Annotated in this window: 12 protein-coding genes, 5 pseudogenes and 2 riboswitches; of the genes and pseudogenes, 4 read left to right on the top strand and 13 right to left on the bottom strand. The window is 47.2% G+C overall.

Annotated features, from left to right (window positions below; translation table 11 throughout):
- A pseudogene (locus tag LOSG293_RS08475) lies at positions 1-117 on the top strand (IS30 family transposase); the annotation flags it as partial.
- 131 nt (positions 118-248) lie between these two features.
- Here the strand turns inward: LOSG293_RS08475 and LOSG293_RS08470 are convergent.
- Positions 249-803 carry a helix-turn-helix domain-containing protein gene (locus LOSG293_RS08470; RefSeq protein ID WP_051907273.1) on the bottom strand — a complete coding sequence of 185 codons (555 nt, stop codon included), beginning with the start codon at positions 801-803 and terminating at the stop codon, positions 249-251.
- Between the two features lie 240 nt (positions 804-1043).
- Here LOSG293_RS08470 and sstT point away from each other — a divergent pair, with 240 nt between their 5' ends.
- Positions 1044-2348 (top strand): serine/threonine transporter SstT, encoded by a 1305-nt coding sequence (gene sstT, locus LOSG293_RS08465; RefSeq protein WP_034529298.1) that lies wholly within the window; start codon positions 1044-1046, stop codon positions 2346-2348.
- 81 nt (positions 2349-2429) lie between these two features.
- Here sstT and LOSG293_RS08460 read toward each other — a convergent pair whose 3' ends face one another.
- The 8 genes and pseudogenes from LOSG293_RS08460 to LOSG293_RS08425 all read right to left on the bottom strand — a co-directional run bounded on the left by LOSG293_RS08460 (position 2430) and on the right by LOSG293_RS08425 (position 9780).
- Entirely contained in the window at positions 2430-3257 is an 828-nt protein-coding gene (locus LOSG293_RS08460) for a C40 family peptidase (RefSeq protein ID WP_034529295.1), read from the bottom strand.
- A 161-nt stretch (positions 3258-3418) separates the two neighbouring features.
- On the bottom strand, positions 3419-4930 hold the full coding sequence (xylB, locus tag LOSG293_RS08455; RefSeq protein WP_034529292.1) for a xylulokinase: 1512 nt from the start codon (positions 4928-4930) through the stop codon (positions 3419-3421).
- A gap of 64 nt (positions 4931-4994) precedes the next feature.
- On the bottom strand, positions 4995-6326 hold the full coding sequence (xylA, locus tag LOSG293_RS08450; RefSeq protein ID WP_034529290.1) for a xylose isomerase: 1332 nt from the start codon (positions 6324-6326) through the stop codon (positions 4995-4997).
- A pseudogene (locus LOSG293_RS10345) lies at positions 6305-6400 on the bottom strand (KxYKxGKxW signal peptide domain-containing protein); the annotation flags it as partial. The gene xylA and the pseudogene LOSG293_RS10345, both read right to left, overlap by 22 nt.
- A 391-nt stretch (positions 6401-6791) precedes the next feature.
- Positions 6792-7852: pseudogene (locus LOSG293_RS08440) on the bottom strand (IS30 family transposase).
- Positions 7853-8310: 458 nt separating this feature from the next.
- Positions 8311-8898 (bottom strand): type IV toxin-antitoxin system AbiEi family antitoxin domain-containing protein, encoded by a 588-nt coding sequence (locus LOSG293_RS08435; protein ID WP_235786841.1) that lies wholly within the window; start codon positions 8896-8898, stop codon positions 8311-8313.
- A gap of 121 nt (positions 8899-9019) precedes the next feature.
- Positions 9020-9370 (bottom strand): fluoride efflux transporter FluC, encoded by a 351-nt coding sequence (locus tag LOSG293_RS08430; protein ID WP_034529302.1) that lies wholly within the window; start codon positions 9368-9370, stop codon positions 9020-9022.
- Positions 9371-9372: 2 nt separating this feature from the next.
- Positions 9373-9780, bottom strand: coding sequence for a CrcB family protein (locus tag LOSG293_RS08425; protein ID WP_034529285.1), 408 nt, complete (start codon positions 9778-9780; stop codon positions 9373-9375).
- 80 nt (positions 9781-9860) lie between these two features.
- Positions 9861-9916: riboswitch (Fluoride riboswitch) on the bottom strand.
- 115 nt (positions 9917-10031) lie between these two features.
- Positions 10032-10095, top strand: a riboswitch (Fluoride riboswitch).
- A gap of 63 nt (positions 10096-10158) precedes the next feature.
- On the opposite strand from LOSG293_RS08425, the pseudogene LOSG293_RS08420 reads away from it, so the two are divergent.
- Positions 10159-10633: pseudogene (locus tag LOSG293_RS08420) on the top strand (phosphopyruvate hydratase family protein); the annotation flags it as partial.
- Here LOSG293_RS08420 and LOSG293_RS08415 read toward each other — a convergent pair.
- From LOSG293_RS08415 to LOSG293_RS08400, 4 genes and pseudogenes are all read right to left on the bottom strand, one after another.
- Positions 10598-11179 (bottom strand): annotated as a pseudogene (locus LOSG293_RS08415) (alcohol dehydrogenase catalytic domain-containing protein); the annotation flags it as partial. The pseudogenes LOSG293_RS08420 and LOSG293_RS08415 sit on opposite strands and share 36 nt — an antisense overlap.
- A 296-nt stretch (positions 11180-11475) precedes the next feature.
- A complete protein-coding gene (locus tag LOSG293_RS08410; protein ID WP_034529279.1) occupies positions 11476-11715 on the bottom strand; it encodes a hypothetical protein in 240 nt (79 codons plus the stop codon).
- Positions 11716-11936: 221 nt separating this feature from the next.
- Positions 11937-13358, bottom strand: a complete 1422-nt coding sequence (locus LOSG293_RS08405; protein ID WP_034529276.1) for a DHA2 family efflux MFS transporter permease subunit — start codon at positions 13356-13358, stop codon at positions 11937-11939.
- Between the two features lie 166 nt (positions 13359-13524).
- The gene (locus tag LOSG293_RS08400) at positions 13525-14013 is read right to left on the bottom strand and encodes a hypothetical protein (RefSeq protein WP_034529273.1); all 489 of its coding nucleotides are present in this window, start codon (positions 14011-14013) and stop codon (positions 13525-13527) included.
- A gap of 197 nt (positions 14014-14210) precedes the next feature.
- Between LOSG293_RS08400 and LOSG293_RS08395 the strand changes: the two genes are divergently transcribed.
- The coding region (locus LOSG293_RS08395; protein WP_152551129.1) for a helix-turn-helix domain-containing protein at positions 14211-14376 on the top strand (166 nt) is incomplete at its 3' end.

Below are 14376 nucleotides of genomic sequence, written 5' to 3'. Positions count from 1 at the left end.
TTTAGCCAAGTAACGACTGATGAGATCCTAGCAGCACTTGAACTAATTAATCAACGACCATTAAAAATACATCATCAACAGACTGCCATTGAAAGATTCCGGGCTTGTTCGGATTAAGCTTGTAATTTGCCAGAATTTAAAAACTCTAAAAGTCTATCGATTAAGTAATTGAAGAAACTGCTAAGTTCCAATTATATCTAATGTCCTTGCTCATCACTTCTTTAAGTATCTTTCATTTGCCTTTTCTCTTAAAACAGCAGCATTGCCACCCCGATACCGGTTAGAGCACCCAGCACTGCACCAATCCCAGTCTCTAACCAAATCTGACGTTTCCGATTACGACTCTTTTTCAGTTGCCCCGTCTTCATATAGTAGCGAATTTCCGCCATTGTCCAAATATCCTTTTGACCTTGAATTCGGTACACTTTCCAAGCGAAGTAAATGCCAATTAACCAGCAAATACCATACAAAATCAGGGTCAACGCACCAGTCAACGGAACGGTTTGCCAGAAGTAAAGCACCAAACAAGACAGCACCACCATCACCATGAGGCCCACTGTATTCAAAATCAATTTGCGTATCGTCTTCTTTGACTCAATCATGTCCAAGTCCCCCTTAATTAAATCGTCTAAGGTGAGCTGATACAAGTCGGCGAGCAGCAACAAGCTTTGAATATCAGGAAAACTATGCTCATTTTTCCAGTTGGAAATGGTTTGTCGGGATACGTGAATCCGATCGGCAACATCTTCCTGACTATAACCAAACTGTCCCCGTATTTCCCGTAAGTGTTCGCCAATTTTCATCCTTTTCACCTCTTCTTTAGCTTAAGGGGAGCGCCGTATTTTGACTATCAAAAGTCTTTGACATGGCCTTCTGAGCACTCTTTTTACAATTATACTTCAGTCAATGTCGTTAATTCATATAACCGGTTTCTACATTAAAATTAAATTAGATTTTACTTGCTTTTATCTCATTTTCAGATATACTTCATTGTTATATACACCACGTATATAAATATATTATAGATTGTGAGATGGAAAATTATGTGGGAACGATATACTAGAATATCACTTATTCAACGTATTTCAGTAGGTATCATCATTGGCGCCATTTTAGGAGTGATCGTTCCCACCTGGACCGGGATCGGCATTTTAGGTGACGTCTTCGTCAATTCGTTGAAGGCCGTTGCGCCGTTATTGGTCTTCTTCCTGATCATGTCCTCATTATCACGTCACGAAGAGGGAACTAAAACGCATATGCGGACAATTGTCAGCTTATACATTGCGGCAACCTTAGCCGCAGCGTTTGTAGCCATCGCAGCCAGCTACCTTTTCCCCGTGGAAATCGTACTACCAAAGAGTGCAGCTAGCGGTGTTCCTGCAGCACCAAAAGGATTCTCAGCTGTCATTACCCAAATTATCAACAGTGCAATCGATAACCCAATCAAGTCATTGGTAGAGGGAAATTATCTTTCCTTACTAGTGTGGGCAAGCTTGATTGGCCTCGCACTGCGACCATTAAATAAAGCAACTAAACAAGCGGTCAGCGACTTCGCTGCTGCCATTACCAGCGTGATTCAATTCATCATTCAATTGGCGCCATTCGGAATCATCGGGTTGGTGTTCCGTTCCGTATCTGAAACTGGTTTATCAGGTTTAGCCCGTTACGGTCAACTAATTCTACTGATCGCAGGATCCATGATTTTCGTTTCGTTAGTCGTTTATCCAGCAATGGTCTGGTTCATGACCCGTCAAAATCCGTATCCGTTAACGTTCTACGCTTTATGCGAAAGTGGCGTTTCCGCCTTCTTCACGCGAAGTTCAGCCGTTAACATCCCCATCAACATGGAATTAAGTCGCCGTTTAGGTTTAAATGAAAAAACTTACGCGATTTCAATCCCGTTGGGTGCTTCCGCTAACACCGGTGGTGCAGCTATGACGATTTCGATTATGACGTTGGCAACTGCCTACACATTAGGCATCCACGTGTCATTCCCATTAGCTTTCATTCTGTGTTTGCTAACTTCGATTTCGGCAGCCGGTGCTTCTGGTATTGCCGGTGGCTCACTCTTACTGATTCCACTCGCATGTAGCCTGTTTGGTATTTCAAACGACGTTGCGATGCAAGTCGTCGGGGTTGGTTTCATCATCGGGGTGATCCAAGACTCCGTTGAAACTGCCGTTAACGTTTCAAGTGACCTCATTTTCACGGCCACTGCAGAATATGCTGACCTTCGTCGTGAAGGCAAACCAGTGAATATCAAGGAACAGGTTCGCAAAGCCAAACTCGTCTCGGGCAACGCTAGAGACATTGCGAGTGAAGCATTGGAAAACCCAGCTGGGAGATAGAACGAATCAACTAACCTAAATAAGCAGCATCTAGAATTGAGCCTCGGCCATTCTGGATGCTGCTTTTAATTTAGTTATATCTTATGCAAGTCTTCTCACACTACCGTTCACCGCACTTAACCAATTCTTATGGTACAGCGTTGAAACGGCTACTCCGTGCGTATCGCTCGTTGGCGCATCATGGAGAAAGAGGTTATCACCTAAATAAATAGCAACGTGGTAATTTGTGCCTTGCTTAGCGTTTGAGAAAAAGAAAATATCGCCACGCTGCATATTACTAAATTTAACTGCTGTTCCTTCATTAATTAACTTAAAAGTCGTTACACTATCCAATGACCCCACATCAACCCCAGCTTTACTATAGCAGTACCTAATAAACGAGGAACAATCGAAGCTTTTACGTTGGATATCGGTCAAGTTTCGGCCACCGCCTAAGTTGTATTTAGAATGGCCCACAAGGCTCAAGCCTGTGGTGATGGCTTTTTCGACCTGCGGATTCGTGCTTTTTAGTGTATTTAAGTCTCTAAAGTCAACATCCTGACAACTAATCCAATACGAATGGTGATGCTGTGAGAATTGAATATAGCCTTCATAGCGCTTATTGTTCAGGTCCTTTCGCTGTTTACCGACAATATTGTTCGATAGATTCAACGATTTGACGCTCCCAAAGGTTCTTACGCCTGGGGTGCCCTGAGGTCCAGAATACAATTTAGCCTTTCGATTCGTCACCTTTAATTTGTAGGGGTACTTGTACGTTTGAAAAACGTGATTCGGTGCTATCTTATTTGAAACCTCGCTAACTACTGTGGGCTTGCCCATTAAATCAGTTAACAGACGTCCACCAACCAGGATAAGACCAAGTACCACAACAACGCCTATCAGTACTCCCCAAAACTTCTTACGATGCATATGAATTTCCCCCAAAATAGTCTTCAGCTAATTAATAGCACTATATAATAGAAGAATGTCATTTTTTTATACTACTTTAAACATTCTTAGGTACTTGAAATGCCTGATAAAAAAAGGACGCTATCGCGTGAATTTGCGATAACGTCCTTGTCATTTTGTCCTTATTTATCGTTTGCTCGACGATATTCCAGCAACTCGTGACTCATGTCACTCGTGTGCTTATAGATTTGCTTGTAGACTTTGTAAACCTGTTTGTAGCGTTCTGCATTTTCTGGAATTGGCATGTAGGCCTTACCAAAGTGCACGAACTTGTCAGCAGCTTCCTGGAAGTCCTTGAACCAACCAAGTCCAACCGCTGCCATCATTGCAGCACCCATACCAGGTCCCTGCTCGTTTTCCAAACTGACAACCTTCTTGTTGAAAATGTCGGCCTGAATCTGTAACCAAAGTGGGTTCTTAGCGCCCCCACCAATGGCTACCACTGTATCGAAGTCATTATGATTTTCATCGTAAATGGTCATAATATCCTTGAATGAGAAGATGATGCCTTCTAGCACTGACCGAACAAAGTCGTGGCGTTGGTGTGTGCCATCAACACCAATAAAGCTACCTCGAACCTCTGCGTCGGCATAAGGTGCCCGTTCACCAACGATATAAGGGGCAAACAATAGTCCGTTAGCACCCACAGTTGATTCCCCGGCACTATCAACCATATCGTTAAAGGATTCATCAGCAGCAAAGGTCCGTTTGAACCAACTCAGCGAATACCCAGCAGCCAACGTAACCCCCATTGAATAGTAGGAATCTGGAATGGCATGATCTTCGAACTGCAAAACGCCATGATAGTCAACGTCTGGATTGTCTTCATACTTCAAGACAACGCCGGAAGTTCCGATACTTGAGAGCACCATGTTGGGTGATAAAATCCCAGCACCAACGGCACCAGCTGCGTTATCAGCACCGCCACCAAAAACTTTGGTATCAGTCGTAAGGCCAGAGAACAGCGCGTAACTCTTAGAGATTTGCCCTGCTAAATCAATCGATTGAATCAATGGTGGGCAAAGTTCAACTGGAATATCTAAGGCATCGCAGATTTCTTTGCTCCAATCACCCTTCTTCACATCCAACAGAACCGTTCCAGTGGCATCAGAATAGTCCATTGCCAGTTGACCAGTCATACGGTAACGGACGTAATCCTTAGGCAATAGGAAGGTTTTGGCTTGTTCCCAAATTGCGGGTTCATTTTCCTTCACCCACAATAATTTTGGTAAAGTGAACCCTTCAAGTGGTCTGTTTTTCGTAATCTCGACAAATCGATCGCCTAATTTGGCTTCAATTTCTTCACGTTGCTTAGTTGTCCGGGTATCATTCCATAAAATGGCTGGTCGGAGCACTTGGTTATTGTCATCCAACAGCACTAATCCATGCATTTGTCCGGAAAAACTAATTCCCTGGATCTCTTCAGGCTTGATTTTATCGTTTAAAATTAACCGCACGATTGCAACGGTTGTCCCTGAAACCCAGTCTTCTGGATTTTGTTCGCTATAACCAGGGTGCAGTTGGCTCAAAGGATAATCGAAGCTTTGTTGCGCAACGATTTCCCCCGCACGGTTCATGGCGGATACTTTAACGGCGCTGGTTCCTAAGTCCACGCCTAATACGTATTCATTCATCATGCTACTCTCCTTTAACAAAAACAGCGAGCAGACAAGGGTGTCCACTCGCTGCTGTTTGAATTTACTTGCTTAATGTATCGATGATGTAGTGGTTGATTGTATTCTTAACTTGTTCAAGGTGATCTGAGTGCGTTGCGGCACGAAGATCTGCTGGAGTCTTGTCTAATGAGTAATCTTCTAACTCTTTCAAGCCAGCTTTACCACTTTCGATATCTGCACCGACACCTGAGTTGTATGAGCTGTAACGATCGCTCACAAGGTTTTCAAGAACGCCATCCTTCTTCATCTTCATCGCAACACGTAAACCAGCTGCGAAGGTGTCCATTCCGACCATGTGACTGTAAAGTAAGTCGTTTGGTTCGAATGATGAACGACGTGGCTTAGAATCAAAGTTCAAACCACCGCGAGGTCCGATACCACCGTTTTCGATGACTTCGTACATAACAGCAACTGCATCGTACAAGTCTGATGGGAATTCATCGATATCCCAACCGATTAACTTGTCACCTTGGTTAGCATCTAATGAACCAAGCATGTTAGCATCACGGGCAACGCGAACTTCGTGTTGGTAAGTGTGACCAGCTAAGTTAGCGTGGTTACCTTCCAAGTTAAGCTTGAAGTCTTTGTCCAAACCGTATTCCTTCATGAAGGCAATCGTTGTCGCTGCATCGAAGTCGTATTGGTGAGTTGTTGGTTCCTTTGGTTTTGGTTCAAGAAGCATTTGAGCGTCAAAACCAATTTCATTTGCATAGTCTTTAGCAAGATGGAAGAGCTTTGCAGCATGTTCTTGTTCCAACTTCATGTCAGTGTTCCAAAGTGATTCGTAACCTTCACGACCACCCCAGAAGACATAGTTTTCAAAACCGACACGCTTACCAACTTCAAGACTGTGCTTGATTTGAGCAGCTGAGTAAGCAAAGATGTCAGCGTATGGTGATGTTGCTGCACCGGCTACGAAACGTGGGTTAGTGAACATGTTTGAAGTGTTCCAAAGAACTTTCTTTCCAGAAGTCTTTTGGTATTCAACAATCTTGTCAACAACCTTATCAAGGTTCTTGTTCGTTTCACGTAATGTATCGCCTTCTGGTGCTAAGTCGCGATCATGGAAGGCTAAGTAATCAACGCCCAATTTGTCGTAAAATTCAAAAGCGTAATCTACTTTAGCTAAGGCGTTGTCCATTGGGTCTGTGTACTTATCGTATGGACGAATTGCAGTACCATCACCAAATGGGGCAACTAAGCGTTGGTCAAATGTGTGCCAGTAAGCAACTGAGAAACGTAACCAGTCACGCATCTTTCTGTCACCAATTTGTTCGTCAGGGTTGTAGTAGTGGAAACCTTTCCCTGATCCAAGTTCACCGTTGCCAACGCAAATAAGTTGGCAAACAACCACGTTTTTCGAGCCTTATACATTTTGTAATGCAAATTCTCCCTCTGAGTTTGCTTTACCTTATTATTCTTAGACATAACATTTTCCTCCCTAAAATGATGCATCCCCAAAAATTTAATCTATTTATTATTTCAGTTGAAAAATATCATAGATTTCTTATATAAGGACGGAAATATACCATAATTTTCATCATCTGCCTACTAATATCACTTGTGAAATTCAAATTTCGGAATCATATAATTTTTAGACAAAAATCGTCATTAACCCTTTAATTTAAGGTGCAATTTGAATGCTATTCGACTATTACAACCCATCTATAATATCCAATTATTTTTCACAATATCAAATTCTATCCTTTTCACCTTCAATCAGTCGAATTTTAATTTAACCCCAAATTGCAAGAACAAGTTAGCCGGGGTGTTGAGACACTCCCAAGAACAGCCTGTTATCTTATGAGTGGTTCATTGTTTAGCTTACGTGTTGTGCTGAACGCCGAGTCCGGCGCACTTCGGTCTCAAAACACTCCTGGGGGCTACGGTAGTCTAGCTTTCTCCGGGGAAGCCCGTTAAGACGGTCTTGGGTAGCCAGCACCTGGCTGGGACTAACATCATCCAGCGACTCGCCTTTTGGTAGTCACGTCTAATCATGCGATTATGGGCCTCATTGGAGCCGCGATCGCATGAGGTGTATGAATGCGCGTAGAAGATGTCTGTATCTGTGTCCTCAAAGGCCTTATTCAGAGTCGAGAACTCCGGGCCATTGTCTGCGGTAATCGTGCGCAGACAGTCACCCCACTCAAGCTTGATTTCTCGTAACGCAAACTCCACAGAGTCCCAGTCTCGGCCGTCGATCAGTCGGAGAAGTTGGCAACGAGTCTTCCGCTCAATCAGGCTAAGGATGACGCTCTCACGGCCATTACGTTTCCCGACAACGGTATCCATCTCCCAATGTCCGAACTGCTTGCGGCGTTCGACAGCCTTAGGACGCTCCTCAATACTGCGGCCGGCTAGGCGCTTATGCTTAGTGCTCTTGTGTTGCTTGGTCCGCCGATTTGCCTTCTCCACGAGATCGATGTTCCGAATTTCTAAGCGTTGATCATCGATTTAGCGATATAAAGTGGTTGTGCACACCATCTCCTCAGGGGTGAATAGCTTGGCTCGCCGTGCGGCGCCAACGGCTGCATCAGGCGACCAGTGTTCAGTCTTGGCCTGATTAACATACCAGGCCAGGAAGTGGCTTGTAGCGGCGAATTTATCCGGCCTATGACAATTCAGACGTGCGGTCTCATAGCGCGTCTAAGCAGCTTCAGGACTATATTCCGTATGATAGATCAGTTTGCCATTAATGCGCTTAGCCTGCTTGACAGTCCCTCGGTCAATCTCATTATTGATGGTTTGATGGCAGACGCCAATTTTGGCAGCAATTTCGCGTTTGGAGGTGCCGGTGGCGTAAAGTTCTGCAATTCTACCGCGTTCCATTTGAGACAAATGATGACCTGGTTGACGACGTGTGATATCCTGTTCATGCATCAGGACAATACCTCTTTCATTGTTTGTGTTGGAACTTCAATGATACAGGATATCTGTTCTTGATGTTTTTGATTGTCCCAAATTTGTAATAAAAGTGGCTAACTTGATTTTAAAACGCGCGACCTTTTTTGTACTACCACTACCCTTCAATCATAGTACAAAAGAAACATTACATCGTACCATGCAGCATGGCTGTATTAACGATTATGTACAGAGCAAAGGTACCCACCTTAAGTGTCACGTAAAGACTTCCGGTCAATCTCATCTATACTCTAACGGAGCTGTGGCTAGGAACCCACCCTTCAGGACAAACTGTTCACGATAAGCTGACAACGCGATCCGCTCCAGCAAGTCATCCAGCAGTATTTCCTGCAGAAAGAGGCGCGGATCAATTCCCCGCTGACGTGCCTCCTGGCGGACAAAGGCAGTAAACTGCATCCCATTGTTAAAGGTCCCCCTCATAGCAAAACCCCTATGTATTCAGTCATCGCCCGTTCAACGCGCAACTCCGCTGCATACACCATCAATAAATTAAGGTCTTTATCCCGACGCTGGGCAAAGGCCTGGAGCGCATTCCGAACGACCTCTGCTTCAATTCGCTGGCGTGCGCGCACAATGTCGCAGATGGTGCGTTCGGGACTGTACACCTGGACTTCATTACCATAAATCGTCGAGGCGGTCGTGATTCCCATCCGCCACAGGCGGTCGATTTGATACGAGGCGTGAATATTCTCGTTCTCGAGTTGCCTCGCGTGATAGCCCCGCGGAAAGTTCATTTCCAGACTACCTGGCGTCTTGTCTGTCATATCGTAGAGGCTAAGCGCCGTCTCACCGCAGAACACGCATTTGGCAAACCGCAACTGAGCTATTAAATAGGAGTCCTCAAGCTGAGCAGGATCGGTGTAGATGCCAGGGGCCACTCGCTGAATCAAATTATTTTGAACAAGCCGGCTCAATTGTTTGGACTCAAATCCCTCATCCCGGGCCTGCTCGGCAGTAAAGGTCCCATTGTATTTAGTTAACAACAGATGAGATTGACTAGTCATTTGCACTTCACTCACCCCCTATGTCTCTATCGTACTACACCTTCTATTTTAATGCAGTGCAATAGAGACATCCGTGGTGCCGACTATCTATCCTCCATATCTTATTTATCCTTACAATAGATTACCCGATCCCGCCGCCCAGCCCCGCGCCGGCCAAGCAGGCCACCAGGCCCAGCACGACCGAGCCCCCGTAGTACCAGGCAAAGCGGCCCCACTGGTGGTTGCGCACCAGGATGAAGACATCGGTCTCGAAGGTCGAAAAGGTCGTGAAGCCGCCGCACACGCCTGTCAACAGCAGCAGGCGCAACGCGGCACTCGGCGCCAGCGCCGTCAGCAGCCCGGCGCAAAAGGCCCCGAGCACGTTGATCACCATGGTCGCGTAAGGCCGCCCCGGCCAGACCTGCTTGCCGATCATGGTCAGCAGGTAGCGCAAGACGGCGCCACAACCGGCGCCCAGTCCCACCAAGCACATCTCTACCACAGGCGCCGCCCCCGTTCCATCAGCTTGGCCACGCCGTAGCCGGCCCAGGCCAGGGCCAACCCGCCCAGCAGGTTGAGCAGCAGCATCCCCGCGGCAAACGCGGGCCGCGCGACCGCCCCGGTCACCACGTTCAGCATCAGCGTCGAGAAGGTCGTGAAACCACCGATCACGCCGGTGCCGAGCCCCAACAGCAGGCCGTCCGGCAGGTCGAGCACCATGTCGAGCCCGTACGTCGTGAAGGTAAGCAGGAAGCTGCCCAGCAGGTTGACCGCCGTGGTGCCCCACAGCGTTGCGCTGGCCGCAAACTGCAGGCTGACCCAGTAGCGACCGGCGCCACCCAGGGCCCCACCGATAAAAATAGCGACCAGCCACCAGGGCTGGATGTTGAGTCGTTTCAGCATGTTGTTCCTCCTTCATCTTTCAGGCGTGCAGGCCGCGTGGCGGGCCCGCGCCACCCAAAAAACGGCACCTACCCCGTCTGCACAGAGTAGGCGCCATCAGCGTTTCGCGTAGGCGAGCACCATCGCCATAAGATAATTTCAGTATACCAAAGCCGCCCGCCGGTGCCCAGAAGTTTTCATGACAGTTTCAGAAACTTTTTCACGAAACCTGCTTGCACTCGATTCGCCAATGCGTTAACCTTTAGTCGTACAAATGAATCGGCGATGACGTTCGCCATTAATAATTGACTATCAATTGATGACGTCTACTGAATCGGGCTCACGGGCCCGGTTTGGTAGGCGTCTTTTCTTTTTGGTAGCGGAAGGAGAATTGTACAAATGTCAGTAGTGATTGAGTCCGTTAAAGCACGTGAGATCTTCGATTCCCGGGGCAACCCGACCGTTGAGGCCGATGTGATCCTCAGCGACGGCACGCTGGGCCGCGCCGAAGTCCCCACCCGGCGCTTCCACCGGTGAAAAAGAGGCCGTCGAGCTCCGCGACGGCGGCGACCGCCTGCAGGGCAAGGGCGTCCTCAAGGCCGTCAACAACGTCAACAACAAGATCAATGACGCCCTCAAGGGGCAGGATCCGTTCAACCAGGGCCACATCGACGCCCTGATAATCGCCCTGGACGGCACGCCGAACAAGGCGCGTCTGGGCGCCAACGCGATCCTTGGCGTTTCGATGGCGACGGCGCGGGCTGCGGCCAACGCATTGCACACCCCGCTGTACCGCTACCTCGGCGGCACCGACCTCGAACTGCCTCAGACCTTCCACAACGTGATCAACGGTGGCGAGCACGCCGACACCGGCGGTCAGCGCCATCACGGCAGTCACCGCAGCGTCCCCGCGTTCGGGGACAATGTCGGTCGCCCCGAATTCCCGGGCCAGCTGCTGCCGGTCCTCGTGACGCATCATCGCGATGATGCGCTTGGCCCCGCGCAACTTGGCCGCGATCACACCGCACAGGCCAACCGCACCGTCGCCCAGGACCACGACTGTATCCCCGGCCTTGACCTCGGCAGAGGCGGCCGCATGATAGCCGGTCGCCATTACGTCTGCCAGCGTGACAAACGAGCTGAGCATCGAGTCGCTGTAGTCGCTCGGCTGGCCCGGGATTTTCACCAGGGCCCAGTCGGCATTGGTGAAGCGCAGGTACTCACCCTGGTAACCGCCATTGCCGCCCGATTCCTGATTCAGGCAGTTGCCGTCGAAGCCGGCCAAGCAGGCCGCACAGTGGCCACAGCCGTGGGTGAACGGCGCAATGACAAAATCGCCCGGCCGCACCTGCGTCACGTCGGCCCCGACGGCCTCAACGATCCCAATCGCCTCATGGCCGACCGGCGTGTTAGCCGGCCGCTGCGGTGACCGTGCCTGGTTGCTTGAATACTGCTACCTTCATCACAATTTCCTCCTTGTATCCAAATCGAACTGGCTCGACCACTTGCCGAACCTCATGTTTCCACTTTACCGCCTTCGAGCAGGTGTAAAGCAAGGCCTTTTTCATCATTTCCGAGACGCAAAAAAGCGCCACCCATCCAGAGTGACGCTTCATTGCGCGTCGAGACCCGTTCGCAAGAGGTCCCGTTTCGATACTGCCGACTACTTGGGGGAATACCTAACGCCGGCTGACTGTCTCGCGCCGGCGCGGTGTCCTACTTTGCGGCAATCAGCTTGAGCAACTGATTTTTAAACAGGCAGATCATGAACACCACGATGCAGATGATCGCCACCACTAGACTAGGCATCAACACCAGATCGTTCGTCCCGGACATGACGATGTAGCCGATCGTCCAGCTGAGGATCTGCACGTTGAACGCCGCCAGCAGGTATATGGCGATGATGCCCCATGACAGACTGAGGATCAGGGCGATCAACCAGATAAAATTGATCACGTTCGAGTGCTTTAATTCATCCGCGCATTTTAATTTAACTGTTGTTTTTCCAAATAATTATGGCAATTTAAGCTAAATTAAAGGTCAAAACAGCCTCCGATCCCCCCTTAAATCCCGTTTTAATCTCGACTATTATTTAGCCACTTAAATATTATTTCATCCATCACAACAAAAAAGATTCCTTTTCTTCAAAGGAATCTCAATAAAGCATCAGTCATATATTAATTTCGATCTTTCACTCTAAACGCCAGCACAAACCCAATAATGGCTAAAATCATTGGGAAAATCAAACCGTAGTGGACACCTGAAGTAAACGCGGTTTGTGAGCCAGTCGCTGCACTAGAAAGGTGTTGGCCAACACCCAACAGACTTGTCGAAACGGCCGTCGCAATCGCCCCAACAATTTGCTGGAACGTGTTCATGATTGTACTACCATCCCCCGTTGAGCGTCTGTCCAAAACGTTTAACGCAAACGTCTGAGCCGGCGACATCGACAGTGGCACCCCAATCATGATAATAATGTGGGCCAAAATAACGTACCAGATGGCAGACGATTTAGTCGTCAGAATTAGCATGGCAATCCCAACCACTGTGAGCAAGAAGCCCATAATCACTAATTTTCGTGCTCCAATATTATCGTAGATTCGACCTGCAACCGCTGAAACGATCGCGTTAACTACGCCACCGGGCAACATGACAATCCCGGTTAAAGCAACCGCAATCGCTAACCCATTTTGCCAAAACATTGGTAGTAGGTACATCGTCGAAAGTGTCACCCCGAAATCCAACATCACGAGTAATGCGCCAACTCTAAATTTAGAAGAAGCGAACACGCGAAAGTTCAGAATTGGTGTGGTGGCATGCAACTGACGCACGATGTAAATCGCTAAAATCACAATGGCCACTACCAAAACGCCTAACACTTGTGGTGAACCCCAACCGTAGTCACTCGCCATGCTGACGCCGGTCACGACACCACCGAAGCCGATAGTTGAAAGAATAATCGATAAGATGTCGACCTTTGGTTTTGTCACTGGAATAACGGCTGGTGCGAACCGAATAGCCAAGAATAAGGCCACTAATAGAAATGGGACGAACAACCAAAAAATCCAGTGCCAATTTAATGCACCCAAAATAATTCCGGACAATGTCGGTCCGATTGCCGGTGCAAACATAATTACCAGCCCAATCAGCCCCATCGCCGAACCCAATTTATAGGGTGGGTAAATGAGCGTTGCCAGTGTGAACATTAGAGGCAAAATAAGTCCGGTGGCGATTCCTTGAATCATTCGCCCAATCATTAAGACGGTGAAGGTCGAAGCCAACGCCGAGATGATGGCCCCAACCAGGAAATCAGCCAGGGCAAACAAAATCAATTGTCGAGTTGTAAACCATTTGGTTAATAAACTTGAGAGTGGTAAGACGACTCCGATGACCAGCAAGTAGCCGGTAACTAGCCATTGAATAGTCCCAACGCTAACGTGTAGTTGCGTCATTAAACTTGGCAAGGCGATGTTAAGTGACGTTTCACTCAGCATCCCCACGAATCCACCAATTAAAATTCCCATCATCGCCAAGTTTGGGCGCTTAACGGGAACACTTGCTTGTGGTTCATCTAAAACTTCTGAAGACTCTTCAGACATAAACGTTACTCCTTTGGTTTTACCGAAAATTTTTAATCTTCAAGTATTAACGTTAGCACAAATCGAATTTCTACATAAGTTTTTCATGAAAACAAAAAAGCCCCACAAACCATCTCTGGATTGTGGAGATTAAGTGATAAATTAGTGTGTCTTTCAAAAGCTTAATTTACCCTAGTTTATGCAGTAAAGACTTGCCGAGTTTTGTCAGCATTAATACGACCATCACTATCGGCCCACAAAGAATCAATAAAAAGGTGATCCATAAATGTTCACAGAAAACAAAAATTGGATTCAGTATTTCATCGGTACTTTGCGTACTATCATGACTATACGTCCAAGGATTTGTCGCTACACCATTACTAGACCAGCGATATCCCTTATGATTACTCGAAATGTCCTGCTGGTGTAATTTTAGTGCTTTAGTCTTGTAAGATTCCATCCCTGCATTATTTTTACTATACAGATCAGAAAATTTTGCCCGCAAATTTGGATAACAAAGCAACCAACTCAAAAAAGTCCAAATTGTTATAGGCGTTACTGGCATGATCCAGCGGCCGGCAACTTGTTGCAGAGACCACGTTAGCATGAGTAACATCACAAAAAGTCCCTTAGCTAATAAAATCAGATATTGCTTAAAAGGCATTCTTTTTAGCATTTTATCAACTCCATTTTGCGTAAAAACGGTGAACTATCTTCTTCGGCGAGTATCACCTGGTCTAATTATGAGAACTTTATCATAATTATATTATTATTCTATTATTCAGGCAAATTCTATAATTAATCCGAACAGAAATTAAAAAGCCCAAAGCAATCACTTACAATGGTAGTAGCTAATTCCAACCAATATAGGGAGTGATTACTTTTGGTACATCTACTTTATCACGTTTTCAACGTGGCGCACTAGCACAACTGATCAATGAGGGGAATAAATCTTACCAAGTAATGGCTGACGCCTTAGGCGTCGCCAAAGCTACGATTAGCTATGAGTTGGACCGGGTTAAACCTTATGATCCAGAAT

This window comes from Secundilactobacillus oryzae JCM 18671 (assembly GCF_000740055.1).
Taxonomy (GTDB): domain Bacteria; phylum Bacillota; class Bacilli; order Lactobacillales; family Lactobacillaceae; genus Secundilactobacillus; species Secundilactobacillus oryzae.
This window is presented reverse-complemented; position numbering and strand designations above follow the sequence as displayed.

Bases quoted from the DNA above. Each gene is read 5' to 3' on its own strand.
- LOSG293_RS08470 (WP_051907273.1), bottom strand. From the start codon at position 803: ATGAAAATTGGCGAACACTTACGGGAAATACGGGGACAGTTTGGTTAT.
- sstT (WP_034529298.1), top strand. From the start codon at position 1,044: ATGTGGGAACGATATACTAGAATATCACTTATTCAACGTATTTCAGTA.
- LOSG293_RS08460 (WP_034529295.1), bottom strand. From the start codon at position 3,257: ATGCATCGTAAGAAGTTTTGGGGAGTACTGATAGGCGTTGTTGTGGTA.
- xylB (WP_034529292.1), bottom strand. From the start codon at position 4,930: ATGAATGAATACGTATTAGGCGTGGACTTAGGAACCAGCGCCGTTAAA.
- LOSG293_RS08435 (WP_235786841.1), bottom strand. From the start codon at position 8,898: ATGACTAGTCAATCTCATCTGTTGTTAACTAAATACAATGGGACCTTT.
- LOSG293_RS08430 (WP_034529302.1), bottom strand. From the start codon at position 9,370: ATGTGCTTGGTGGGACTGGGCGCCGGTTGTGGCGCCGTCTTGCGCTAC.
- LOSG293_RS08425 (WP_034529285.1), bottom strand. From the start codon at position 9,780: ATGCTGAAACGACTCAACATCCAGCCCTGGTGGCTGGTCGCTATTTTT.
- LOSG293_RS08405 (WP_034529276.1), bottom strand. From the start codon at position 13,358: ATGTCTGAAGAGTCTTCAGAAGTTTTAGATGAACCACAAGCAAGTGTT.
- LOSG293_RS08400 (WP_034529273.1), bottom strand. From the start codon at position 14,013: ATGCTAAAAAGAATGCCTTTTAAGCAATATCTGATTTTATTAGCTAAG.